The following is a 25530-nucleotide window of genomic DNA, read 5'->3' as shown; positions in this document are numbered from 1 at the left end:
CTCGACAGCGAGACCGAGATCCTGGACAAATTCTGGCCCCGTCACGAGGCCAGGGCCACCGGCTTCCGCCCTCAAAGGAAAGCGGGATAAACCGCCGTCAATACAAACCGTGTCGTGCGCCCCGAACTCTCGGCGATGGATCCGTCCATCTCACCCGTGATCGCTCGGGCCGTCCACGACCGCTTCGACCCGGTTCGCAGGGAGGCGGCCCTGGCCACGGCCATTGAGATGAAGGAGCGTGGCCTCCCCATTGTGGTCGCGGAGTTGAATTCCGAAGACCCCGTCATGCGAGAGGATGCCGCGAGCGCCTTGCAGTCGATGGCCGAGGTCGCCGCTCCCGCGCTCCCCGCCCTCCGCTCTGCGTCTCAGGATCCCGATCCCTCGGTGCGCGAAACCGCCGAGAATACGATCAAGGCAATCGAGACCGCCCTCCGGAAGGAGCCTTCGGGTGAAGGAGAATCCGATCAAGGGTCAGCGAAACCGCAGTGAGGAGATCACGTCCATGCGAGCGCGTGGTCAGGGCCAGATGAAGGTGCAATGTTCGATCCCGCTCGTTCTATTCGTGCTGGTCGCACAGTCACGTGCGAGTCCGCCCGCGGCGAATCACGAGCCGCGTTCACAGGTTCTCGTCCCTCTCCGGCAAGGGGATCTCGGATCGAATCTCGAAGACATGAGCAAGCTCAGTATGCTGGGGAATCGAGCTACGGGAGCGATCCCGCCCTGATCGCCGCGCTCGATGACCTCTCGCCGCGTGGGCGTCTTTAAGCCGGAACGCACCATCTCGCCCAGCAGCGACCGGACCCGGCAGCGAAAGGTCGATCCCGTCATTGTCGAGGGCAGGGCGGGCATCACCACGAGCCCCCGGTCCGATACCGGCTCAACTGCGGACAAGCCCTGAATGACACGGGGGCACCAACCCAAATTCGGAAGCCACGGATTGACAGTGCTGCGCGAGCGTTCTGGACAGGTGACCACCCCAGTGAGCGGGGGGTTCGGACGGGGCGCCGCCCTCCAGCCTCCGGCGTAAGCCGGACCGCCTTCGAGCGAGCGACGGACTGCCCCGCAGATCGCACTGACTTGCGGGGCTGGAGGCTTCGCCAGTCCGAATCACAATTTGACGATCGTGGTCACCCATGCTTGCAGGGCCGTGCCGGCTGTCAACCCTCGGGAGCCGAATCCTCACCGCCTCGGGACAATGCCGACACGGCCGATCGGGTGCACTCGACGATCGTTGTCATCGCCACCGCGATCTAATCCTGCCGTCACCTGAATGCTCCGACATGCTTCTTTCCCTGGCGTTCTGTCCACGGAGTGATGCGAGGCCTCCGAGCACCTCCTTGAGGTGGGTGACCATGGACAGGAAATTGGCCTCTTGCGGCTTTTCCACGTGCTTGTCTATGATCGATCGCCGAACTGAACCGGTTCACCCTGATGAGATTCGATTACCTAGCGGCTTTCGTGTGCATCGGGGGTATGGGCGCTCTGTCGAAACAAGGAGGTTCGGCGAGGGTTGGCTTCCGGCGAACTCCCCAGTCGTTTCGAGTTCCGCAAGCCTGATCGATCAGGTTCTTCACTGGGGTATGGTTGCCCGGTCGTGTCATGCTCTCGCCCAACAGGGGCAGACATCTCATGGAAGCGACGGAAGTAGTCCGCGAGGTCCGGACGCGAGGCAGGCGTGCGGTTGGTCGTCTGGCGAGGACCCTGCTCCCGAGCTGGCAGGTCTCGCTCTCGCACGTCGAGCCGGGCCTTCGCCTGAGGGTCGACCTGAAGCGGAACCTGATGTTCTGGTGGGGCGGCCTCGCGCACTTCGAGCGCTATTCCGTCAGCATCGCCCGTGCGGCGATCCGGCCCGGAGATACGGTCATTGACGTCGGTGCGAACATCGGCTTCTTCACGACTCTCTTCGCACGCCTGGCCGGCCCAGGCGGACAGGTCGTCGCGTTCGAGCCGGATCCGGACAATCTCGCCCTCCTGCTCTCGAATGTCGGCGACCTGGATCCCCGTGATACACGCGTCGAGGTGATTCGAGCCGCGGTCGCCGCCGAACCCGGCACGGCGCATTTCAGCCGCGACAAGGCAACCGGTGCCACGGGCCACCTTGGAGACGACGTGACGATGGGCGGTTCCCTGTATGGGGACGGGACCCCGTTGGTCGAGGAGACGCCCGTCGAGACGGTGGATGCGGTCGTTCAACGTCTCGGGCTGAAGCCGTCCTTCCTCAAGCTGGACATCGAAGGCGGCGAATTCGATGCGCTCCGTGGCGCTCGCGAGACTCTCGCGGCGTCCCACCCGGTGGTCGTCTCCGAGCTCGGAGGAGAGCGCGGGCAGGACGTCCTGGGTCTGCTCTCTGATGCGGGCTACAGGCTGTGGAACATCGAGACCGGGCAGGCCGTACCGGACGTCGATCCCGATCCCGCCATGGTCGTGGCCGTTCACCATCTCGAGATCGACGACGATCGCGGACGACGGATTCTCCGCGCGTTGGAGAGTCTTTCGGAGTAGAGACAACCCAGGTGGTGCCTGTTCGGATCGTCCGCGAACGATTAATATTGCTCCCGGGATCGGTCAGGGAATCCTGGGGGCCAAGGCCTTGAGTGCGAGACGACCCCACGAGCACGACTCGTGCGAGACTCAGTTCCCGGAGACTCAGTGGAGCCTCGTGCTGAAGGCCAGGGAGCCCGGCACGGTCCGGGTCGAGGCGCTGAACACGCTCTTCTCGCGGTACTGGTATCCGATCTACTCGTTCATTCGCCGGAAGGGGAATTCCCCGGAGAAGTCCCGGGACCTGACCCAAAGCTACTTCTGCGAGCTGCTGCGAAAAGACCTCCTGATCCGGGCGGACCAGGAGAAGGGTCGATTTCGGGCCTTCCTGCGGGCCGACTGCTCTCATTTCCTGATCGATCAGCATCGGCGGGAGACCGCGGCTCGACGCGCCCCGGAGAATCCTCCCCTGTCGATCGACCTGGAGACGGCGGAGGGGCTCTACCTGATGGAGCCCTCGCACGACGAGACACCGGAGAGGATCTTCGAGCGGAACTGGGCCTGGACGTTGCTGGACCGGGTCCTGGAGCAGCTTCGGCAGGATGCCGAGCGATCCGGCGATCGAATCCGGTTCAAGGAGCTGGCCGCGGTCCTCGGCGGGTCCGAGGAGCGCCAGTCCTACGCGGTGATCGCCGATCGCCTGGGGCTCACCGAGCAGGCCGTGGCCACCGCCGTCCACCGCCTGCGACGCAAGTACGGCGAGCTCCTTCGCTCCGAGATTTCGGCCACGCTGGCCGATCAGGCGGACATCGACGACGAGATCAAGGCCCTCTTCGACGCGCTGGCCCCGTGAGCTCGCTCCCACTCCGCTCAGCCCCGCTTCGGATCGGGGACGGGGTAGACCACTCGGATCGGCTCGCGGCGGTGCCGGTGGGCATGACAGAGCGTGCCCCCCATGCGCCGGTCGAGGGCCTCGATCGCGGCGTCCAGCACGCCTCGAGCGGTGTCCAGATGGCGAGGTCGTAGTGCGTAAGGATCGCGCGGAAGGCCGGTCCGGGGATAGGTCAGGGTCTCGGTTCGGACATAGGGCTTGAGCGGGCCGGGGACGTTGTGGGGCTCCATCGGCTCATAGTCGCTCTCCCGTCGGACCGCGCGGTAATACGCACGTCGGGAGGTCGGGGGGCCCGGATAGACCCAGGATGTCTGGAGCATCAGGAGCTCCGCGAACTGCGGCCACGGCGGGGCCTCGGGCTCGAAAGGGCGGGTCGGGACCCCGGGCTCGGCGACGATCGCCGGCAGGAGCCGCCAGGCCTCGGCCAGCGGCAGGGGCCGGCTCGGATCGCCGAGCAACCCTCGGAGCTCGGGCCGGCCGAGCTCCGCGGCCGCCTGCCGGACGAGCGCCTCCGCGGCCGAGATGTAGAGGGTCAGGGCCGCCCTCGCCAGCCTCGACGCATCCCCTTCCGACTGGGCCAGACGACTCTGGGTGTGGAAGAAGAGGGCGTCCTGGTAGAGGCAGTGGAAAGGGCTGATGGTCGTCTCCACCACCCACCCCGCCTCGGAGACCTCATGGCCGTTGCCGGCCTCGAGGGGTGACCACGTCTCGACCCCCTGGGCGGCCGACGATCCGTTGTCCCCACGACGGCCGGGTCGATCCGGCGGCGAATGGCCAGGAGGCGATGCGGCCCGAGACGGATCATCGATCATGAAAAGTCCCCGGAGACGAGGGGATGACTCGCAATCCGCGTGGCGGCGCCATTGATGGGCACGTCCGGGCTGCAAAGTCATATATCACCATCATTTTAACATGGGCCTCCCGTTGTGGATAGCGACGATTCGCCGAATCCTCGATCGCCCCGGCGGTTCCTGGGTTCAACGGGCCGTCGTCCCGGCGGCGGGAGAGTCGGCGGAGAAGGGGTGACGGAAGACCAGGTCGCGGGCCCGAAGGAGATTGCCGTGACGCTGCCACGTCGGGTCGCTCACGCCCGTCATGGCGTAGTGCCGGATCGCCTGCCGTTCGTCCCCGAGTGCCTCGTAGATCCTGCCGAGATTCGCGCTCGCCCCCCATCGGAAGGCGACGTAGAAGGGCTTGCTGGGATCCGGCTCCGGGGCCATGGTCAGCACCTGCTCGAACATATCCCTGGCCGCGATCAGGTTCTTCCGCTCGAGCTGGGCGAGCGCCATGTTGACGGTCGCATACAGGTCCAGGCCCTGCTGGATCGGCTGGGGAATCGTCTTCACGGGCTCTTGCTTGCCGGCGGCATTCCTGGCCTTGTTCCTCTCCGAGATGAGGGGGATGTCGCTCATGAGGCGGAATGAGATGTAGTCCTGCAGTGCGCCTTCCAGGTCGCCGCGAAGCTGCTTGATCCTGGCGTAGATGAGGGGGAACTCGGAGGAGAAGAAGGTGAGAGACTGCTTGGTGGACTCCACGAACTGGGCGTTGGTGAAAAGCTCCTGCTCCACCTGCAAGGGCGTGACCCAGAGCTTGACATCCCCGAGCCTGGCGCCCAGGACCTTGGCGAAATGGTCGCGTTGTTCCGCCGGGTTGCGATAGAGGATCGTCCGGTTCTTGCCGGCGAGCTCGCTCTGGAGGAGCTTCATCTTGGGAGAGAAGTAGCCCTTGCTGGAATCGATCAGGACACCGATCTTGGTGGGGCTGGAAAGGAGCGATGCCCGGCTCGTGCCGTAGGCGAACTGGCCGGGAAGGTCCATCCGCTCGAGGATCGAGGCGTCGGACATCGCGTCTTCGAGGGTGGCCACTCCAACTCCCGACGGCCCCGGGATGGGCATGCCGAGCCTGGCGTCGAAGAGGTAGGCCTTGCCGTTGATGAGCGCGGCACAGGCCCAGGGGACGGCCGGGCGAGACGCCGCCTGCGTCGCGGCCTCCGCGGATCCGGCCTGTGCCCGGGCGCGGGGGCCCAGGATGTTGCCGCGGGTGTAGGTCAGCAGGCCCGTATCGATGTCGAGCTGACGGCAGAGCTCCATGAAGAGCCAGGCCCGCTCCGACCAGAACCCCTCGGATTCCGTGCCCATGCCGCGGAGCACCACGTCGTAAGGGCGAGCCGGGACCTGCGGGAGCTGCCGGGAACCGAGCCAACCTGCCGGCACGAGCTGGACCTGCTCCACGACCCAGTCGAAGACACGCCGGACCCTCTCCAGGTCATCCCCGGTCCCCGCAACGCGCCCGGCCACGCTCGAATAGAGCATGCAGTCTTCCAGGTGCCGGGCGTCGCCTCGAGGGCTCCATGACGGGGATTCCAGGTCCTGGAGCATGTGGGGGGGGAGCTGCTCGGCCAGGTATGCGCGAGCATTCTCCTCGAGCGCATAGCTGGTCGCCGGGGTCCCTTCGAAGAACTGGTTGAGCTGCTTGGTCGCCCTGCCGAAATTGTCGCCGCCGGGGCGGAGGACGGAGTTCTGGATCAACTCGATCGAGCTCCCCAGGATCGCGACACGATCGGCCCGCTCGCGCGGGCCGGCGGCATCGACGTTGCGGGGCTTGCTCGGCAACGGCCCCACGCCGGGATTGAACGTGCCGGTCGAAGGCTCCTCGATCTGACGGGAGGAATAATCGCAGCCCGCGACGACCGCCAGGAGGGTGACGCAGGTGATGAGTCCGGGATCGATCCTGTACGGGCGATTCAAAGGTGCAAGCTCCTGGAGGGTGACGACGCGCCGCGCGCCGGGGCGACGAGGTTCAAGTCGGCTCTCGAGCCCAGCATCGGGCTTCGGCCGGCCGGGATCATCCCATTGTGCGGATTTCGCCGGCGCGCATCGAGGGTAGAGCGGCCCGAACGGCGACAGAAGTCGTACGCCTCAGGCCGGCCGAGTGTTCGTCGACGCTCGAACTCGGGCGGGTCGCGCCGCCGTCGCCTAGCCTCGCGATTCAGTCGCCGATCGCCTGGCGGATTCGCAGGCAGGTCCTGAGCAGCGGCTCGAGGTCCTCGAGCCGCAAGGAGTTGGGGCCGTCGGAAAGGGCCCGGTCGGGGTCCGGATGGACCTCGACGAAGAGTGCATCGCAACCCGCCGCGACCGCCGCCCGAGCGAGCGTCGGGATCATCTCGCGCTGGCCGGCCGTGGTGGTCCCGCCCGTGCCGGCACCGGGGAGCTGGACGGAATGGGTGGCGTCGAAGACCACCGGTGCGCCGGTCTCCTGCATCTGAGGGATCGCCCGGAAGTCGTTGACCAGCCGGCCGTAACCGAATGTCGTCCCGCGCTCGGTCAGGATCGCCCCGGCCGATCCGAACGTGATCAGCTTGGTCACCACGTTGTTCATGTCCCAGGGGGCCATGAACTGCCCCTTCTTGACGTTGACGGGGCGCCTGGTCGCCGCCACGGCCTCCAGGAGGTCGGTCTGGCGGGCGAGGAACGCCGGGACCTGGAGCAGGTCCACGGTCTCCGCGATCGTCGTGGCCTGGTGCGTCTCGTGGACGTCGGTGGTTACGGGGAGCCCGGTCTCGGCCTTCACCCGCTGGAACACCTTCATCCCTTCCGCGAGCCCCGGGCCCCGGTAGCTGCTCACCGAGGTCCGATTGGCCTTGTCGAACGAGGCCTTGAAGATCAGCGGCACCTCCAACCGATCGCAGATCTCCCGGAGTCGGACGGCGATCCGCATCGTGAGGTCATTCGGCTCCATCACGCAGGGGCCGGCGATGAGAGCCAGCCGGCTCCCCTTGCCGATCCGCACCTCTCCGACCGCGACGGGATTGGGGATCGAATCGACCACGCCTGACTCCTTTCCCTGCGTTGGATCACGCACCTGGGGCCTCGTGCCCGTGGATGAAGTCGGATTCTAGCCGGCCCGCCCCGCCCTGGCGAGGGGAAGCGGCCGGGCCGGGGACGCGAACCGATCGCCTTACTGATAGTTCATCGGGGCCGGTAACCCCTGGCCAGGGGAAGGGCAAGCCCCTGCGAGGCATCGAGATGCGGCGAGGCAACCAGGACTTGTAGCGCCCCCGGGACGACCTCCATGACCCAGCCTGGTTCGCCGACTGACGTTTCGGTCGCCCGTTCGTCCGGGCCCGATTCAGCACTCAGGGTGCCGGCCGGATCCCCGTCGAGCTGGACGGGGACGGATTCGGCCGAGCTGACGAGCAGTCGGCGGACCCTGCGGTGGAAGACGCCGGGATGGTCCAGGTGGGTGCCGCGGAAGACCCTCCAGAGGTAATAGAGAGCTCGGAACGGACCGGGGTCGCGGAAGATCACCAGGTCCAGGAGCCCGTCGTCCTGCCGGGCTTGCGGAGCGAACGGGAGCCCCAGCGCGTATCGCGGCAGGTTGAAGACGAAGATGGTCGTGCCCGAGAGTTCTTCCTCCGCGCCGACGTCGAGGATCCGGGCGGTGATCGGCGGGAATCGATAGAAGAGGCTCGACCGGAGGATCGGTTCCACGTATGCGGCGCGATGGGTCGGCTTGACGCGTCCCGAGGACGTCCTGGCCCGATGGTGACGGCTCACCACGTCGCCGTCGAAACCGAAGCCGACCATCAAGAGGAACCGCCGGCCCGCCGCGGAGCCGACATCCACCCGCTCCACGTGCCCGGCGGCGATCACGCGCGCCAGCCAGGCTGGGTTCCGCCTCAGCTTGAAGTGCTGGGCAGCCAGGTTCTCGGTCCCGGAGGGGAGGACGGTGATCGGCACCCTGGGCTGATCGTTGACCAGCGCCGAAACCGTGCCGTCGCCCCCGACGGCCACCAGGCAACGGCAGCCGGATGACCGATCGGCCCCGGCCACGAGCGTGCGCCGTTCGTCGGGCGTCCAGGCGATTTCCGTTCCCAGCCCACGCGCGCTCAGCTCGCGGCAGAGTCTCCGAACCAGGGCCTGGCCGGCTCCCCGACCCGAGCCGCGATTGGCGACGATTCCCACCCAGTCACGCGGCGGAGTCTCGACCGATGACCGTCCGGCGCTCGATGGCGAATACTCCAAAGGGTGTTCTCCGGGCCGCCGGGCAGCATCGTCTGCGCTGGCGCCATCTCCTAAAGGACGAGCGGGGCCGATCGGTTTCCCGAACGGTCCCGCGCCTCGATCCCTCCTGGACGTCGCCTCGATTCCGCTCAGCGACGGGTGAGTGCCTCGGTATTGGCCGTCACGGTCTTCTTGAACTGGTCGCGAAGCTGGGTCAAGCGATCCACGAGCTCCTTGTCCTTCGCCTTGAGCCCTTCCACGGTCTCGCGGTCCTTGGCGAGATTCCGCGTCTCATTGGCGACCTCCTCGGCCCGCTGCCCCTGGGACCGCTTGGCGCCCTCGGCGTGCTCCTGGACCACGGAAAGCTCGTACTGGACGCGGGCGAGCTCGTCGCGGACCTTGGACGCGATGCGCTGGACGTCATTATGACGAGAGAACAGGACGGCCGCCTCGCGGTCGATCCTCTCCTGCAGGATGGTGCTCTGATCCTTGAATTTCGCGACGCTGGCCTGTGCCGTCTTCACGTCCAACTGGAGCTGCTCGATCTTCTTTTCCAGCTCCACGAGCGTGTTGTTGGCATTGCGGTTGAGCTCGTCCACTCCGGCCGCGAGGAACATCCAACCGATGGTCGCCAGGACGATGAGAACGATCAGAACCTTACCCGCGGTGGACATCGGTCCTCTCCTACCAGGAGACTGGGAGCAGGAATTCGGTGGATGGTGTCCGAGACGGCATCAAATCTCGACCATGCCTGGATCGGCCGGTGCAGCCAGGGGAGCTCGAGCTTCACTCGGCCCGAAGGAAGACACGGCAGGGCCATTCCGGCATCCCGGTTGAAGTTAACCCAATATACCCTGCTTTCCGGGATCCTGCCAATTCCACGCCCGTCCCTTTTCCGGTCCGTTGACGTTGGGTCCCATTCGGAAGGGGCCGAGGCGAGTCGGTGACGACGGTCGCATCGATCGAACGAGATGCGCCCGTCATCCCGATTCGCATGGCCCGGCCGCGTCGTTCAATACTGGTCGGCGCTCAGGACCTCGCCGCCGGCTCGGGTGGACAGGGCCTGCCAGACTCCGGGCTTGGCCGTCCCGAGATTCCAGTCCCCGCAACTGCCCGCCCAGGAGTTGACTCCGATGGGCGTGGCATACCCGGAAGGGGTATTGTCCACCGGCCAGGAATTGATGCTGTCCTTGATGAACCGCACCGACCCGTCGGCGAACGCGGCGTTGACGCCGCCGGGGTGGAAGCTCGAGGCGTCGAAGTTCATGACCCACCACCAGCCGTTGTTGATCTGATCCTTGAGCTGCTTGCAGGCGTTGGGGGCCAGGGACGTATCGAAGTGCGAATAGTACCAGTACCCGTTCTGCCAGAGGCCGTAATCGCCGCGGCTGGAGGGGCTGATCATGCCGAGGGCCTGTTCCGAATAGGTCATCGTGTTGCTCGATCCGTCGGTGATGCCCGAGTAGCGGACCGCGCTGTTGGGATAGATGACCCCGTAAGCCGAGGCCGAGAGCGTGGGGATGCACGGGTCGGCGGGGTTCTCGCGGGACTCGATGAACCAGAGCCCCCGGCAAGCGGCGTAATTGGAGTGCGCCTGCATGCCGCCTTTGGCGTAATTGGCCGTCAGCGTCGTGAGTTCCAGGGCCGACGGGTCGCTCGGACAGGCGAGCGCGGAGACGACGATCCCCGCGATGGTCGAGTTCTGGGCATCATGGACCGAGAGTGCGAAGTTCATCGCGTTGTAGACTGCCGACTGCTCCATCTGCGGCAGAATATGCGGGAACACGCTGGGCCCCGAATAATACACTCCCGCCCAGACCGGGGCGCCGAGGTGCCCCGGCGGGAACACGCCGGACGCGGATTCATAAGTCGCCGTCGCCAGGCCGATCTGCTTGAGGTTGTTGGTGCACTGCGCCCTCCGGGCAGCCTCCCGGGCAGACTGCACGGCCGGCAGGAGGAGCGAGATCAGGACGGCGATGATCGCGATCACGACCAACAGTTCGATCAGCGTGAAGCCCGAGGAACGCTCGCGACGAGTCAGGGATTGCATGCGCAATGTCTCTCTTGATCAAGGAAGATGAACGTGATCAGCCTGGAACAAGCTTCCGGAGAGGATTCAAGCCCGGCGGGGAAGATACCTGCGTTCACCGGGGCGCGGGGGCGACGGGAGAGGAGCCAGGCTGGCTCGGCCGGGCCGAGGCGCCCTTCTTCGACTTGCCCGCCGGCACCGTCGGGCCGCCGCCTCCCGGGCCGATCCCTCGCTCCGCCGCGATCGCCTTCGACCTGGCCATGTCGATGCTCCCGACCTCCGCCGGAGCACATCCGGCGATGGCCAGGAACGCCCCGAGCAGCACGGCCGGGCGCCAACAGGCGCGATCCGACGCCGGCGAAACCACTGAAGTTCGATCCACCGTCAACACTCCCGCGAAGGTACGTGGCGCGACCGTCCGGCCCGTCATCGTCGGGCGCGCGAGAAGCTCCATGATCCGGAAGTCACGAAAGGAACCTCGACCGCGCCGCGAGCGGGGCAAGCCGAGGGCCGAAGGTCGCTGCTCTGTTCCCTTTCGCGGATCTCGGGCCTGACGAGGGGCACGATACGGCGGGCGGGGCGTGGGCAAGCTCGTGAGGAGAGAATGATAGTATTCGGACTCGCATCTCGGAATGTCAAGGATCGTGCCTCGCACCCCCACGATGAACCCGGCGCCGGGCTCCCTCGGGAGAGACCCTTTCCGTCGCCATCGATAAGGTGTACGCTTATGGATGGAAGTGGACGGCGACGCCGCCGGGTGCTTCTCGAACACGATACTCCGCCGGTCGTCGATGTGGACGCAGTCGTTGACGCTGGAATGGCGACCGGAATCCTGGGCCCGACGTCATGGGATCATCGCCATGGGAATCGCCTGGAACGCCGATCGGATGAGCACCGGTTTCAAGCTGGTCGATGACCAGCATCAGGAGCTGATCCGACGATTCAATGAGTTTCACGACGCGATGGCGCACGGCAAGGGCCAGGCCACCGCGATCCGCCTGCTCGGCTTCCTGGCCGAGTACACGGAGACGCACTTCAAGTGCGAGGAAGAGTGCATGACCCAGCACCGATGCCCGGCCGCCATCTCCAACCTCTCGGCCCATAACGGCCTGCGGCGGGAAATCGCGGCGGTGAAGGGTCATATCACGGAGGGGAAGCTCTCGCTGGCGGACCTGGTGAAGGTGGAGCAGATGCTCGGCAACTGGATCCAGACCCACATCTGCACGATCGATGTCAAGCTGCGCGAGTGCGTCGGAGACCGGTCCCATTCATGACCGGGCTTCCCTCGGCGATGAGCCTCGAGCGATTCAACGTGGGGCGCCGATCGGCCTGCTGGTCAGCAGGGCGATGCCCCGGCCGCCGGTCGGGCCGGGGGTGCCCGGGACGGCGTCGTAGAAGAGATAGAAGGTCTCGTTGCGCGGGTTGAAGGCGAGCGAGGCCTTGTGCGCGTGCTGCCGGTCCAGGCCGCGAGGATGCCCGCCCGCCTTGTAGAGCGGCTCCGGGTGGGCCGTCCAGTGGACGAGATCGCGCGAGAAGGCCGCCATGATATGTGCGGCCCCGCGGCCGACGCCGAAATAGAACATGATCCAGTGATCGCCGTCGCGGTACACCTTCGGGTCGGAGCAGAAGTCGGCGTCGAAGCCCCCGGGATGGTTGCGGAGCACGGGGTTGGCCGGATACCGCATCCAGTCCAGAAGGTTCGTGGAGAGGGCCAGGCCCGACTGCTCGGTCCCGCCGTCGGCCGCGTTGTAGAAGTTGAAGAACCGGCCGCGGTGTTCCACGAGCCAGGGCTGATAGATGCAGCTCCGCTCCCACTCGCCGACGTCCGGATCGTGCACCGAGAGGATGGGTGCCTCCTTCTCCCGCCGCCAGGTGAGGCCGTCCACGCTCGTCGCCACTCCTTCATAGCCCGGGCGGAGCTCGTAGCCTCCCTGCCTCGGGTAGGCGCCGTAGAGCGTCCAGAACTTGGCATCGCGCCTCTTCAAGAGCCGGGGGGATTTCACGTCATAGGACTGGAGCAGGAAGGCCCCGATGACGCGTCCGCCGTGGTCGAATGAGCCCTCCGGCCCGTAGCCCATGGCCAGGCGATGGTGCTCCCAGCGGATCAGGTCGCGGCTCTCGGCGACGAAGGACTGGTAGCCCTTGCCGTCGAAGCCGATGAAGCTCATGAAGAAACGATCATCACCGGGGATCTGGAATATGGTGGGGCAATCCGTGCCCAGGATCCGGGCGGCACCATCGATCTCCGGACTGGACGGGATCACGAACTCGGGGTGGTACGTCCACCCCCGGTAAGGCTTCGACCATCGGTCGAGCGTGGCGCGATCGATGGCCTCGCGGCCATCCTCGGCGAGGAGCGGCTTCCCTGCCGCCAGCATGACCAGGAGGGACACGGCGGCGAGGAGTCCAGGCGGCGATCCGATCGCTCCGCGACCCGTGAATCGAGCGAGCATGAGCAACTCCGGGTTGGGTGGCCTCGTGGCCCGATCGCCGGACCTTAACGCGCCGGCGAGCGAAGTGCCAGCGGCCGACGCGGGGTCCATCGGTCGGCGGGACCGCGTCCGCGCGCCGTTTGACGCTCCGATCGGCACGGCCGTACAATCGGGAGATCAACCGCGACCGCCCGAGGCGAGCGGCCTCCCCCGATGAGGCACCTGCCGAGCCTCGACCTCACCCGGTCGGCCTTGTTTCATCAGGAGTGTTGCGGGACGATGCGACCCACGTATCAGGTCACGGAGCTGCTGGGCGACGGGATCGGCGCCGAGCTCTCGCGGGCGATCCACGAGCTGGCCGCGGCGCTGCCGGTGGACCTGCAATTCCGGCCGGTGGACATCAGGCTGGAGAACCGGCGGGCGAAGAAGGCGGCGATCTACGACGAGGCCGTCGAGGCCGTGACCGAGACGCGAGTGGCCCTCAAGTACCCCACGACCACGGCGGAGGAGTCCCCGAACCAGGTCCTGCGGCGACGGCTCGATCTCAGCGTGATCCACCGGCCCGTCTACACGATCCCGGGGGTCCCGAGCAATTTCCGCCGCGAGCTCGACCTGGACATCGTGCGGATCGCCACCGGGGGCACCTACGACGACCCCGGTCGGATGATCGGCGAGGACGGCGCCGTCAGCCTGCGGATCGTCGAGCGCAGGCCGGTCCTGGAGGCGGCACGGTACGCATTCACCCTGGCCCGGAAGACCGGCAAGAAGGTGACGAGCTCCTCCAAGTACACGATCCAGAAGGCGACCGACGGCCTCTTCGAGCGGGTGGCCACGGAGGTCGCGCGCCAGTTCCCGGAGGTGGCCCACTCCACCGAGCTGTTCGACGCCCTGCTCGGCAAGGTGATCATGGCGCCGGAGAAGTTCCAGATCGTCCTGGTCCTCAACGAATACGGCGATTTCCTCTCCGACATGGCGTGCGGCCTGGCGGGCTCGCTCGGCATCGGCGCCAGCGCGAATCTCGCCTTCGACGCGGCGGCCGTGGTTCGCGTCGCGCTCTTCGACGCCGCCCATGGGACCGCCCCGGACATCGCCGGCCAGAACAAGGCCAATCCCACCGCCATCTTCCTGGCACTCTCCCTGCTCCTCTACCAGGTGGGCGAGATCGAGGTCGGCCGCACCGTCAAGGTTGCGACCCTGGACCTCCTCCGCGAGGGCGTCCGCACCGGCGACCTCGGCGGCAAGGAGACCACCGAGAGCTTCACCGCGGCCGTCGCGGCCGAGGTGAGCCGTCGCCTGGCCGGGACCGGGACGAAGTAGGGGACGGATTCCCTAACTCCCGGAGCTTGCAAGATCTTGCTGCGTCCAGCCCCTTGACGGCGGTGGGTCGCGGCCGTCTAATCACCATCTTCGCAGCGGCCGGAAAGACGGCCCGCACGACTCGCCCGGCACGACCAGTCCGGCGACGCGACTCGCGTCCGCCCTCGAGCCGGGAATGAGCGATGGATCCGCAGGACCCCCACCCCATGTCCGCCGGCGACGACCCCGCGCAGCGCCCTCGACGAGGACCCTCCCCCTCACAGGTCCTCGTCGTCACGAGCGTGATGTTCACGTTCATTTCGTTCTGGCGGACCGCCGCCATCGTCCTCTGCGACCTGGCCAGCACGGCCTATTACATCGGCGGCATCGTCGAGTCCCAGATCGGCAAGGCGGCCCCCTGGTTCATCCTCGCGGTGATGCTCTTCAGCTACGCGGTGCGGAGTGTCTACATCGAGAGCTGCGCCATGTTCGTGCGCGGCGGCGTCTACCGGATCGTCAAGGAGGCCATGGGGGGCAAGCTGGCGCGACTGGCCGTCTCCGCCCTGCTGTTCGACTACATCCTCACCGGGCCGATCAGCGGCGTGACGGCCGGGCAGTACGTGATCGGCCTGGTCAACGAGCTGTTCCACCTCGGCCCGGGCAGCGCGCTCATGGCCGCGCAGAACTGGCTCTCCGTGCTGATCGCGCTGGGGATCACGGCCTATTTCTGGAGGGTCAACACCCGGGGCATCCACGAGTCGAGCGACCAGGCCTTGCGGATCATGGGGGCGACCACGGTCATGGCGGTGATCATGATCGTCTGGTGCCTCGTCACTCTGGCCGTCCAGCCCGAGAAGCGACACCTGCCGCCGATCACGCCCGACCTCTCGAAGAAGGTGGATGCCGAGGGGAAGGCGATCCCGGATCCGTTCGGCAAGCAGGTCGACCCGCTGGGGATCGTCGGCGAGACGAAGCTCGGCGAGCAGCTCCGCCCCAACGAGATCAACGGCAACTGGTGGGGCCTGATCGGGATGTTCGGCATCCTGGTCTCGTTCGGCCACTCGATCCTGGCGATGAGCGGAGAGGAGACCCTGGCGCAGGTCTATCGCGAGGTCGAGAGCCCCAAGCTCACGAATTTCAAACGCGCGGCGTTCATCGTCTTCCTCTACAGCATGCTCCTGACGACCCTGATCAGCTTCTTCGCGGTCATGATCATCCCCGATGACGTGCGGATGTCGCAGTACAGCGGGAACCTGATCGGCGGCCTGGCGATGAGCGTCGTCGGCCCGCAGTGGGCCAAGCTGCTGCTCAACATCCTGGTCGTGCTGGTCGGCTCGCTCATCCTCTCGGGCGCCGTGAACACCGCGATCGTGGGCTCCAACGGCGTCCTCAACCGGGTCTCCGAGGATGGCGTCCTCCCCGACTGGTTCCTGAAGCCGCACCCCAAGTTCGGGACCTCGTCGAGGCTCATCAACCTGGTCGTGATCCTCCAGGTGGTCACGATCGTGCTCAGCCGGGGCGACGTGCTGGCCCTGGGCGAGGCGTATGCGTTCGGCGTCGTCTGGAGCTTCGTGTTCATGTCGCTCTCGATGCTGGTACTCCGCTTCAAGAAGCCGGGGCATCGCGAATACGAGGTCCCGCTCAACTTCACGGTCGGGAAGTACGACATACCGCTGGGCATGACCCTGATCTTCCTGGTGCTGGCCCTGTGCGCGATCACCAACCTCCTGACCAAGGAGGTCGCCACGATCACGGGCATCCTGTTCACGGCCGCCTTCTACGCGGTCTTCTGGATCAGCGAGCGTTGGCATCACCGCCGCCTGGGGAGGGGGCACGGGGAGCACGAGCACCTCGAGCAGTTCAATCAGAGTGAGGCCGACCAGCTCAGCGTCGCGTCGCTGAACCTGACCCATCCCTACCGCAAGCTGGTGGCGATCCGCTCGCCTCACAACCTGGGGATGCTCGAGCAGTGCCTCAACGAGACCGACCCGGAGACGACCGACGTGGTCGTGATGACGGCCGTCGTCCTCCCCAAGGGCTCTTCCGACTTCACCCCGACGATCACCGAGTACGATCGCCAGCTCCTCACCGCCGTGGTCAACATGGCGGAGCACGTGGGCAAGACGGTGAAGCCCCTCATCGTGCCCACTAACGAGCCCTTCTACGCGATGGTCCAGACGGCCCGGACGATCGGCGCCCAGGAGCTAATCATGGGGATGTCCAACAAGTTTCCCCCTGAGGACCAGCTCGACCAGGTGGCGCTCTACTGGATCAACGCCTGCGGCAAGAAGGCCGACCCCCTGTCCATCCGCGTCCTCGGCGGCAACAAGGACGTCCGCCTCGACGTCGCCGGCGGCAGCCAGATCCCCAAGCCGGGCGCCGCGGCCGCCGACGTCGCCCGTCAGCTCATCGAGCTCCGCAAGAGCTGGCACGGCGTGGAACGCCTGTTGATGGCCTACGACGGCAGCCCGCTCTCGGCGGACTTCCTCGATACGGTCATGAGCTTCCTGGATCCGGCCATCGGCGTGACGCTCATCGACATCGCCGAGGCCGGCGAGGATCCCGACGAGACGCCGGAGGCCGTCGTCGGCGAGGCCAAGCGGATCCTCGAGCGCGGGACGCTTCGGGCTCGCGAGCTCGGTCGGACGGTCGAGTCGATGGTCGCGACCGGCGATCCCGGACCCCAGATCGTCAAGGCCGCCGTCGAGGGGAAGTTCGACGCCATCTTCATGAGCCTGCGCGGGGTCTATCGTCGCGGCGATACCACGGCCTTCGCCTCCAACACGAAGTACGTCCTCGAGCATGCCCCGTGCCGCGTCATCCTCGGCTTCGCCCCCAAGAGCATCGCCTCCGGCGGCGCCGAGAACGCCCCCGCCAACGGGTCATGAGTCGGCGTGGACGGGCGGCCGTTCGTCATGAGTTCGGCCGTCGAGCTCTCTGCCGGCCTTCGCCTTGCGCACGCCCCCCCACTGCTTGAAGAAGAAGGGGACGCCCTGCTCCTGGCACTGGTCCCGAATGGAGCGCGCCCATTCGATGGCCATCGGCCGGGCGCGTGGGCCGCTCTCGCCGCCAAGGATCACCCAGCCGATGCCGTTCAGGTTGAGCGTGCCGAGGTCCTCCAGGAGCGGCTCGACCGAGAGCATCCGCAGTCCCGCCGGGGCATCGCGAAGGTGCTCGATGCGGGGGAGGCCGTATTTCCGATCTTCCACGCTCACGCCGAACCAGATGTGCGGAGCCTCGGCCGCGAACCCGAGCGGCCCCTGGAGCAGGTCTCGCATCCGCTCGGATCGCTTGGTCAGGACCTGGAAGGTGTGCCGGTTCGCCTCTTGCATGACCCGGCAAACCCGGATGATGTACTCTTCGGGGACGTCCTTGTGGAAGAGGTCGCTCATCGAGTTGACGAAAACCATCCGAGGGGACTTCCGCCGCCGCGGCTCGTCGAGCTTCTCCGGGACCAGCCGCAGGTCGAAGCCCTGCTCATAGGGATGCCCAGGCACACCCCGGAAGCGCTCCGCGAAGGTCTCGGCATAGCAATGGACGCATCCGGGGCTGATCCTCGTGCAGCCCCGGATCGGATTCCAGGTGGCGTCGGTCCACTCAATCTTCGTCCGCTCGCTCAAGGTGGACTCTCGTTCTCTCTCCTTTTCAGTTTCCCATCTCTTCCCTCGGTCCGAATTGTCTTCGCTTCCGTGTCTTCTCCGTGTCCTCTGTGCCTCGGTGGTTCGTTTCCTTTATGCATACATCCTTTGACCGTTGGAGCGGACCTCGACCCCGTTCTCCTGGAGATAGTTCAGGCACCGCCGCGGGATCCGGCATTTGAGGATGACGCGGTCCTCGTCGTAGGCCCGGTCCTGGATCTGGGCGTGCTGGGCGAGGTACGCCAGCACCCTCCCGTTGGAGACCCCCGTCTCCACCTCCGCCTCGAGCTCGCGTTCGAGCAACGCCTCGCGGACGGCCGACTCGAGGTCGTCGAGGCCTTCCTGGCCGCGAGCGCTGATCGTGACGGAGTTCCTGTGATGGGCCCGCAGGACGTCCAGGAACGAGCGGTCGGGTACCTGGTCCGCCTTGTTCAGGACCAGGAGCGTGGGGTGCTCTTCGAGGCCGAGCTCCCTGAGGACCTCGACGACGGCCTTCACCTGACTCTCGGCCTCGGGGCTGGAGGCGTCGACGACATGGAGCAGCAGATCGGCCTGGCGGGCCTCTTCCAGGGTCGCCTTGAATGAGGCCACCAGCGCGTGCGGCAGATTGCGGATGAACCCGACCGTATCCGACAGGAGCGCCTGACCGCCCCCCTTGAATCGCCACTTGCGGGTGCGGGTGTCGAGCGTGGCGAACAGCATGTCTTCGACGAGCACCCCGGCGCCGGTGAGGGCGTTCATGAGGGTGCTCTTGCCGGCGTTCGTGTAGCCGACGAGCGAGATCGTGGGGATGTCGGCCCGGCCGGCGACCTCCCGCTCCTTCCGAGCCTGGATCTTGGCGAGCTTGGCCTTGAGCTCCTGGATCCGATGGCCGACCAGCCGCCGGTCCTCCTCGAGCTGCTTCTCGCCGGGTCCGCGGACGCCGATACCCCCCTTGTAGCGAGAGAGGTGCGTCCACATTCGCTTCAACCTCGGCATCGCATATTCGAGCTGGGCGAGCTCCACCTGGAGGTGGGCCTCATGGGTCCTCGCATGGGTGGCGAAGATGTCGAGGATCACCTCGGTGCGATCCACGACCTTGGCCCCCAGGGCCCGTTCCAGGTTCCGGGTCTGACCCGGGCCAAGGTCGTTGTCGAAGACGACGACATCGGCCTCGTGGGCCTCCACCAACCCCTTGAGCTCCTCCACCTTACCCGACCCGATGTAGGTGGCGATGTCCACCTGGTGACGCTTCTGGAGCATCGTGCCGACGACCTGGAGAGAGGCCGTCTTGGCCAGCCCCCGGATCTCCTCGAGAGGGTCCTCCGGGTTGCCGTCGAATTCCGGGAGGATCACCCCGACCAGGATCGCCCGCTCGTGCTGATCCGGCCGCTCGGTTTGCTTGATATCGATCAAGAAGTTCTGACCTCGTTTCCGCGAAGGGACACACCCACGACACCGACCCGTCGTGGGAATCTTATGCCAGTCGCCCGGGGGCGTCAACGAAAGTCAGGCCCCGAGCCCGCCGGTTCGGACACCCGCGATCGATCGCAGGTTCAGGGTCCGACGAGGGTCAGGGGCTCCGGCCGCCCCGACTCAGATCAGGACCTTGCGCGGCCGGACCGCGCCCATCGCGAGATCCGCCACCCCGAGCGCCGCCAGCGAGCCGTCCGGCGCGATGAGCGCCACGTCACCGTCGGCCGACGGCCGCACCGAGAGCCGCGCGGCGTCGAGCGGCCGCCCGTTCGCCACCAGGCCGAGCTGGACGTCGTCCAGGGGGATCGCCGCCAGGTGGGACACGGCGGCCCGCGGCGAGAGCAGCGATCCGCGGATGTTCTCCTCCGTCAGGTCGTCCGGGTTGAGGGAGTCGGCGATCGCGAACATGCCGATGCGGGTCCGGCAGAGCACCTCGATGAACCCGCCGCAGCCGAGGGCTTCGCCGACGTCCCGGGCGATCGAGCGGATATACGTGCCCCCTCCGCAGTCCACCTCCAGCTCGAGCCGAGGCCATTCGTAGGAAAGCCTCTCGACGCGGTCGATTCGGACGGGCCTCGGGGCGAGTTCCGTGGCCCGGCCCGCCCGCGCCAGGTCGTAGGAACGCTTGCCCCCCACCCGGATCGCGGAGTACGCGGGCGGCCGCTGGAGGATCGTTCCGACCTGGGTCTTCAGGGCCGAATCCACCTGCTCGACCGTCGGAATGGGCGCAGATTCCTCCCAGACGACCTCGCCGTCGGCGTCCAGGGTGTCGCTCCGCCCGCCGAGCCGGATCGTCGCTCGATAGGTCTTGGGCAACTCCTGGATGGTCTCGACCAACCGCGTCGCTCGTCCCACTCCCATGACCAGCACTCCGGAGGCCAGGGGATCCAGTGTCCCCGCATGACCGACCTTCGTACGGGGCAGCAATCGCTCCACGCGATCCACGACCGACCTCGAGCTGATCCCCACCGGCTTGTTGATATTCAGGATCCCGATCACGACCCTTCCCACTCCCATCGTGTTGCCCGGGCGTGACGAATGACGCTCCGCGGCGCTTGTTTTCTGAAATATCCTGGAAATTACCGATGCGTCGTTTAGGATGCACGTTTGTGGACCCGATGAAGCGGACACGATGAATCTGCTACCGGTGCGCGGTCTGGGCGACACCTCCATGCCGATCCTCCGTCCCGAGCCAGATTACTACCCGCCGTGGTTATGGGACGAGCCCGAATCGAAATCGGGACGATCGCGGACTTCTCCGGAATGCGGAATCACCTGGTGGTGCCTCCATACGCGGTCGCGACAGGAGAAGGCGGTCGCCAGAGACCTCCTGAAGCATGGGATCGCGTATTATCTCCCCCAGGTCGTCCGTGAGCACTGGACTCCGCAGGGTCGGAAAGTCCGCTCGATCATCCCCCTCTTCCCGGGCTATCTCTTCATGTATGGCTCTCAGGAGGATCGACTCGCCTCGCTCCGCGGAGGACGCTTGATTGCAGCCCTCGCCGTGGGGGATCAGCCGGCCCTGGAGCATGACCTGCGACAGGTTCGAATCATGATCGCGTCCGGCCTCGGCATCCAGCCGGAGCCCGCCGCGCCGGCCGGAGCCCGGATCCGGATCGCATCGGGGCCCCTCGCCGGCATCGAGGGTACCGTTCTTCGTCAGGCCTCTCGCGAACGCCTCGTCGCAATCGTCCGATTCCTGGGCCGTGGCGCATCGGTCGATCTGGAGGGCTGGCAGGTCGTACAGCTCCTGGATTGACGCCCCCGTAGCGTCAAGTCGAGGGGCGTCAGGCAGGTGCCAGGACCGACGCCGTACCCCGCCGACCCATGACGACGGAGATCGCGTAGAAGACCACGGCCGCGAGCAGCAGGCGATCGAAGCCGAGCACCATCGACAGATTCTCGCTCAGGCCGCCGAGCACCACCCCCGCCACGTTCCATCCGAAGGCCACGTCCGGGTACGTCCGATCGCGGAAGGTGGCGGCGAAGATCACTCCGGCGAAGAAGACCGGGACGAACACCACCGCGCACGATGCCAAGGTCTTCCAGGTACCGGGGAGGTCCAGGAAGGCGTGCATCGGCACGAGTGCGTTAACCGCCAGCGAGCCCAGCAGCAGGACGTAATAAGGCCAGAGCTTATGCGGCCGGACGGTGGATACGTAGAGATTGCTCAGCAGGATCATCACCAGGATCGAGAAGAAGACCAGGGAGTTGACCACCCACGTCGCCCCGAAGAGGAGCGCCATGTGGACCACGCCCTTCGTCTCCAGGAGCATGAACCCCGCGCCCAGGAAGAACATCCGGCCGTCGAACCGAGCCAGCGATCCACGGGGCGCGAAGGCCATCAGGAGGGACGCGGAGAGGATCGCGATGATGGCCATGCCACGGAGATTCAGGTCAGGAATCCGAGCCCGGCGGAGGTAGAGGAACGGCCAGTCATCCGCCGGTAAGGGGGCGACGTCGGGAGTGTTTACGGCGGACTCGGCGATCTTCTGCCAATCGCCCGCTGCCCCTTCTGCGAGCGGGGGCTTCTCGCCGAACCCATTTACCGGGCCGTTCCTCGACGGCACCCCATTCGCCCAGAAGGCCCCATGCCTTTCCAGCCGCTCGCGGATCTTCGCCACGGGGGAACCGTCCGAAGCCCCGACCAGGATCAGGGTGAAGCCCCCCGCCGCGCGGTCGTCGATCGTCGCCTGATACGGGAGCGAGATCACCAGCGGCTTCGTCCCGAAGACCTTCTCCGCCAGTTGCACAAGCCGACCGATGACCCAGCCCTGCCGATAGTAATTGCACATCAGGAAGACGCCGTTCGGCTTGAGCCGAGCCTTCACGTCCCGCATCGCCTCCTCGGTGAACAGGAAGCTTTCGAGCCTGAGGCTCGTATATCCCGAATGGAGCACGAGCGAGTCCACCAGGGCGTACTTGATCAGGTCGAAGGTCTTCTCGGTCCGGCGGAGGAAGCTCCTCCCGTCGTCCAGTCGGATCGTCACGCGAGGATCGCCGTAGGGGCGGGCCGGATGGTCGCGGCGGCCGATCGCGTTGAGGACGGGCTCGATCTCCACCGCGTCCACCGATTTCGCCCCGTAGGCCAGGGCCGCCGCCACGTCGTTGCCCGACCCCGCGCCGATGATCGCCACGTCGGCGAAATCCCCAGTCCCGGCGTCGCGAGCCATGAGATGGGGCAACGAGTAGGCGCTCCCCGTCCTCGGGACGTCCACCATCTGCTGATGGCCGATGTTGTTGGTCGTCAGCAGGCCGAGCCTGGGATCGTAGACGACCTTGTAGTACGGGGACCAGAAGACCTCGGCACGTCGCCCTTCGTCGTAGGCCGTCCAGGCCAGGGCCAGGAGGAGCACCCACTGGGCCGTCGCTTGCGGCCAGGTCAGGTTTCGGACCAGGCCTATGCCCGCGGCGCCGATGATCGCGAACCAGGCATACGCCGGCAACTCCTGGTAGGAACAGAGTCCGAAGGCGGCGATCCCGAACAGGCTCCCCAGGACGTCGGTCGTGTACGCGGCGATGCGGCCCGGGATGGCGTCGAAGGCTCGGCCCATCGCCTGCCCCAGGCCGATGAAGGACGCGGCGATGAGGACGAAGAAGCAGGCCGCAGCCGCCTCGATCGGCACCAGGAACTGCGCCGGGTTTCGGCCGGAGTTCTCCGCCCCGAAGAAGATCTGCTGCGGCGACTTCTGCTGTCCGCCGACCTCGATCGCCAGTTGGCCCCAGTGGTCATGGGCTCGAGCCGCCAGCAATGAAATCACCACCGCCGTCGCCAGCAGCGGCAGCCAGGTTCGCGTCAGGTCCGACCGGCCGGAGGCCGTCATCAGGCCGATCGACATGCCGAGGAAGCTCGCCAGCAGGACGATGTTCGTGAAGAACGTCAGGAAGGCGACCGTGCTGCCAAACCATCGGATACACGCCAACTCGGCGAAGAGGATCAGGAAGCTGATCAGGAAGAGGTCGAGATACGGGCGGATCTCGACCCACCGCGACGTCCCGACGGCCTTCCTCGATTCGCGATCGTCCCCCACTCGAACCTCCACGCAGATAGCTCCCGAAAGGCCCTGCCTCCGTAGGCCCTCGTCCGACGGGGCCGATTAGACCCGCCCTCCGACCGACTGGCAAGTCCCGGGACGCCGCGCCCCGAGCCGACCGGCCGAGGATCTTTCTCCTCCTCCAGCTAGAATGTGGACTCCCGCCGGGATATCATGGAATTGTGGCGTCACGAATCGGTGCAACCGAAGTTGACGGCCCCCGACTCGACTCGGAGTCGTTCCCGGACCCCCCGCTCGATGACGGCGGTGCGTGGACGGTGCCCTCGAGGTGACGAGGCTGCACCCTCCCCCGGACTTTGAGCATCTCTCTCGCGAAGCCATCGGTGTCCTACCCCGGATTCCACACCTGGGAGGTCTCGAAAATGGTCCTCACATCTCGGCACGCGCGTGGGTTTCGCCTCCTGTGTGATGCGCTGGAGGAGCGCGTCCTGCTCACGATCGGCCTGCCTCACGACGGCTACCTCGACATCTCGTTCATCGGGGACAGGTACGCGGACATGGCCCAGTTCCACGCCGACGTGGACCGTGCCGCGTCGGCGCTCATGACCTATGAACCATTCAAGAGCCGGGCGGATCAGATTCGGGTTCACGCGGTCGAGAACACCACGTCGCTGGGATCAGCCTATTCCGGCGGGCCGATCGAGCGGTTGCTCGTGGTCAACGAGGCGACGGCTCGCTCGATCGTCGACGCCTCCGGGTTCCCGACGGATGTGGTCGGGGTCCTCGTCAACGCGTCCACCTACGGGGGCTCGGGAGGCTCGGTCGCGGTGAGCTACAACGGCGACCAGATGGGGCCGGTCTTCGCCCATGAGTTCTGCCACTCGTTCGGACGGCTCTATGACGAGTACTCCTACGGGACGAGCGGACCACTCGACGGCCAGATTCACGATCTGGATGGCGCGGTCCCCGGCGGAAACGTTTACGCGGGAGTCCCCCCGGCGGCCTCCTGGAGCGCCCTCGTCGCTCCCGACGAATACTACCTCGGCGCGGGGCTCACCAACTGGTATCGAACCTCGCTGACCAGCCTCATGAGCTCGGTTCAGGCCAGCCTCAATCCGGTCTCGATGCTCCAAGTCGAATCCCAGATCGACTACTGGGCGGGGCCATCGGCCGACCATCAGGCGCCGCATGTTGCCATCACCGGCCTCCACGACGGCGACGCGGTCTCCGGCATGGTGTCCGTCAATGTGGCCCAGGACGACGACCGGTCCGTGATCTTCACCCAGCTTTGGGTCGACGGCTCGCTCGCCCGCAACTCCTGGGAATCCCCCTTCACGCTCGCCTGGACGACCGGCCATACGACGCTGGGGCCTCACACCCTGGTGGTGAAGGCTTTCGATGCGTCGGGCAACGTCGGCGTCTCCGCGCCGGTGCAGGTCAACCTGACGAGCGGTGCGGACCTGCAGATCGTCAGCCCCGCGAGCGGGACCGTCATTTCCGGCTCGATGTTCCCGTTACAGGTCTCCTTTTGGAGCGGCGGGGTCTCTCAGGTCAGCGTCTACCTCGAAGGTGCTCCGGTAGGATATTCCCCCCAGATCACCCCCAACTCCGCCGTCACGGCCTTCCTGTTCAGCCCGCTCGGAGCGGGGAGCCATACCCTCACGGTGATCGGCTCGGTGATCGGCGTCGACGGACAGCTGACGGAACGGTATCGGGCCTCGACGACGATCGTCTCGTCCGCGAGCGTCGATCAGCCGAGTTTGGCGCTCAACTCCCCGGGCGACGGGGCGACGGTCAAGGGGGTTGTTGGGGTCTCGGTCCAGGCCGTTAACGGGACGCCAGCGAATGTCCAGTACCTGATTGATGGTGTCCAGATTGGGACGAGCAACAAGGCGCCATTCCGCTTCTCCTGGAACACCAAGAAGCAGAAGGATGGTCCGCACACGTTGCAGGTGATCGCGCACTATGCCGATGGATCATCGTCCACGGATCAGCACTCCGTCGTCGTCAAGAACGTCGTCGATCGCAAGCCTCCCAAGGTCAAGCTCATCGCGCCGAAGATGAACGCGAAGTACTCGACCGGTAGCATCGTGATCGCGGGCAACGCGACGGACAACGTGGCCGTGGCCCTGGTGAGCCTCTACGTCGACGGCAACCTGGTCGGTGCCGAGACCTCGCCACAATTCTCGTGGAGCTACGGGGTCGATGCCCTCACGATGGGCAAGCACAAGGTTCGGGTTCGCGCCACCGATACCTCCGGCAAATCCGCATGGTCCTCGATCGTCACCATCCGGCGCGTGTAGGGCGGC

20 protein-coding genes are annotated in these 25530 nt (G+C 66.4%); 8 read left to right on the top strand and 12 right to left on the bottom strand.

Features of this window, described 5'->3' with window-relative positions; all coding sequences use genetic code 11:
• The first annotated feature begins 135 nt into the window (after window positions 1-135).
• From G6O54_RS38925 to G6O54_RS26855, 3 genes are all read left to right on the top strand, one after another.
• Window positions 136-489, top strand: coding sequence for a HEAT repeat domain-containing protein (locus G6O54_RS38925; protein ID WP_165230272.1), 354 nt, complete (start codon window positions 136-138; stop codon window positions 487-489).
• Between the two features lie 1140 nt (window positions 490-1629).
• Complete coding sequence (locus G6O54_RS26860) at window positions 1630-2502, top strand: FkbM family methyltransferase (RefSeq protein WP_165230268.1); 873 nt, start codon at window positions 1630-1632, stop codon at window positions 2500-2502.
• A gap of 88 nt (window positions 2503-2590) precedes the next feature.
• Entirely contained in the window at window positions 2591-3334 is a 744-nt protein-coding gene (locus tag G6O54_RS26855; RefSeq protein ID WP_165230265.1) for an RNA polymerase sigma factor, read from the top strand.
• 17 nt (window positions 3335-3351) lie between these two features.
• Here the strand turns inward: G6O54_RS26855 and G6O54_RS26850 are convergent, their stop codons facing one another.
• The 7 genes from G6O54_RS26850 to G6O54_RS26820 all read right to left on the bottom strand — a co-directional run bounded on the left by G6O54_RS26850 (window position 3352) and on the right by G6O54_RS26820 (window position 10787).
• A complete protein-coding gene (locus G6O54_RS26850) occupies window positions 3352-4185 on the bottom strand; it encodes a hypothetical protein (RefSeq protein ID WP_205679052.1) in 834 nt (277 codons plus the stop codon).
• Window positions 4186-4350: 165 nt separating this feature from the next.
• Window positions 4351-6120, bottom strand: coding sequence for a tetratricopeptide repeat protein (locus G6O54_RS26845; protein WP_165230262.1), 1770 nt, complete (start codon window positions 6118-6120; stop codon window positions 4351-4353).
• Window positions 6121-6361: 241 nt separating this feature from the next.
• Window positions 6362-7201: a 3-deoxy-8-phosphooctulonate synthase gene (kdsA, locus tag G6O54_RS26840; RefSeq protein ID WP_165230259.1), complete on the bottom strand. Its 840-nt coding sequence runs from the start codon at window positions 7199-7201 to the stop codon at window positions 6362-6364.
• A 140-nt stretch (window positions 7202-7341) separates the two neighbouring features.
• Window positions 7342-8397: a diacylglycerol/lipid kinase family protein gene (locus G6O54_RS26835; RefSeq protein WP_165230256.1), complete on the bottom strand. Its 1056-nt coding sequence runs from the start codon at window positions 8395-8397 to the stop codon at window positions 7342-7344.
• A 128-nt stretch (window positions 8398-8525) separates the two neighbouring features.
• A complete protein-coding gene (locus tag G6O54_RS26830; protein WP_165230253.1) occupies window positions 8526-9050 on the bottom strand; it encodes a hypothetical protein in 525 nt (174 codons plus the stop codon).
• A gap of 338 nt (window positions 9051-9388) precedes the next feature.
• Complete coding sequence (locus tag G6O54_RS26825; RefSeq protein WP_250847107.1) at window positions 9389-10426, bottom strand: DUF1559 domain-containing protein; 1038 nt, start codon at window positions 10424-10426, stop codon at window positions 9389-9391.
• Window positions 10427-10520: 94 nt separating this feature from the next.
• Window positions 10521-10787, bottom strand: a complete 267-nt coding sequence (locus G6O54_RS26820) for a hypothetical protein (protein ID WP_165230250.1) — start codon at window positions 10785-10787, stop codon at window positions 10521-10523.
• Between the two features lie 349 nt (window positions 10788-11136).
• Between G6O54_RS26820 and G6O54_RS26815 the strand changes: the two genes are divergently transcribed.
• The gene (locus tag G6O54_RS26815) at window positions 11137-11679 is read left to right on the top strand and encodes a bacteriohemerythrin (protein WP_165230247.1); all 543 of its coding nucleotides are present in this window, start codon (window positions 11137-11139) and stop codon (window positions 11677-11679) included.
• A 33-nt stretch (window positions 11680-11712) separates the two neighbouring features.
• Here G6O54_RS26815 and G6O54_RS26810 read toward each other — a convergent pair whose 3' ends face one another.
• The gene (locus G6O54_RS26810; protein WP_165230244.1) at window positions 11713-12858 is read right to left on the bottom strand and encodes a glycoside hydrolase family protein; all 1146 of its coding nucleotides are present in this window, start codon (window positions 12856-12858) and stop codon (window positions 11713-11715) included.
• Between the two features lie 258 nt (window positions 12859-13116).
• Between G6O54_RS26810 and G6O54_RS26805 the strand changes: the two genes are divergently transcribed.
• Together G6O54_RS26805 and G6O54_RS26800 are read left to right on the top strand one after the other, a co-directional pair.
• A complete protein-coding gene (locus G6O54_RS26805; protein WP_165230241.1) occupies window positions 13117-14154 on the top strand; it encodes an isocitrate/isopropylmalate family dehydrogenase in 1038 nt (345 codons plus the stop codon).
• Window positions 14155-14336: 182 nt separating this feature from the next.
• Window positions 14337-17021 carry an amino acid permease gene (locus G6O54_RS26800; protein WP_165230237.1) on the top strand — a complete coding sequence of 895 codons (2685 nt, stop codon included), beginning with the start codon at window positions 14337-14339 and terminating at the stop codon, window positions 17019-17021.
• On the opposite strand, the gene G6O54_RS26795 is transcribed toward G6O54_RS26800, so the two are convergent.
• From G6O54_RS26795 to truB, 3 genes are all read right to left on the bottom strand, one after another.
• Window positions 17016-17753: a DUF5131 family protein gene (locus tag G6O54_RS26795; RefSeq protein ID WP_165230234.1), complete on the bottom strand. Its 738-nt coding sequence runs from the start codon at window positions 17751-17753 to the stop codon at window positions 17016-17018. The genes G6O54_RS26800 and G6O54_RS26795 overlap by 6 nt on opposite strands.
• A 111-nt stretch (window positions 17754-17864) precedes the next feature.
• Window positions 17865-19166 (bottom strand): GTPase HflX, encoded by a 1302-nt coding sequence (gene hflX / locus G6O54_RS26790; RefSeq protein ID WP_165230231.1) that lies wholly within the window; start codon window positions 19164-19166, stop codon window positions 17865-17867.
• 180 nt (window positions 19167-19346) lie between these two features.
• Window positions 19347-20225 carry a tRNA pseudouridine(55) synthase TruB gene (truB, locus tag G6O54_RS26785; protein ID WP_250847106.1) on the bottom strand — a complete coding sequence of 293 codons (879 nt, stop codon included), beginning with the start codon at window positions 20223-20225 and terminating at the stop codon, window positions 19347-19349.
• Between the two features lie 133 nt (window positions 20226-20358).
• On the opposite strand from truB, the gene nusG reads away from it, so the two are divergent.
• Entirely contained in the window at window positions 20359-20985 is a 627-nt protein-coding gene (gene nusG / locus G6O54_RS26780; protein WP_250847105.1) for a transcription termination/antitermination protein NusG, read from the top strand.
• 28 nt (window positions 20986-21013) lie between these two features.
• Here the strand turns inward: nusG and G6O54_RS26775 are convergent, their stop codons facing one another.
• A complete protein-coding gene (locus G6O54_RS26775; protein WP_165230228.1) occupies window positions 21014-23257 on the bottom strand; it encodes a spermidine synthase in 2244 nt (747 codons plus the stop codon).
• Window positions 23258-23643: 386 nt separating this feature from the next.
• Here G6O54_RS26775 and G6O54_RS26770 point away from each other — a divergent pair, with 386 nt between their 5' ends.
• Window positions 23644-25524 (top strand): Ig-like domain-containing protein, encoded by a 1881-nt coding sequence (locus tag G6O54_RS26770; RefSeq protein ID WP_165230225.1) that lies wholly within the window; start codon window positions 23644-23646, stop codon window positions 25522-25524.
• Window positions 25525-25530: the final 6 nt, after the last annotated feature.

It is taken from the genome of Aquisphaera insulae, assembly GCF_011064615.1.
GTDB classification, from domain to species: Bacteria; Planctomycetota; Planctomycetia; order Isosphaerales; family Isosphaeraceae; genus Aquisphaera; species Aquisphaera insulae.
The sequence above is the reverse complement of the archived record's forward strand: the minus strand, read 5'-3'. Positions and strand labels throughout refer to the sequence as shown.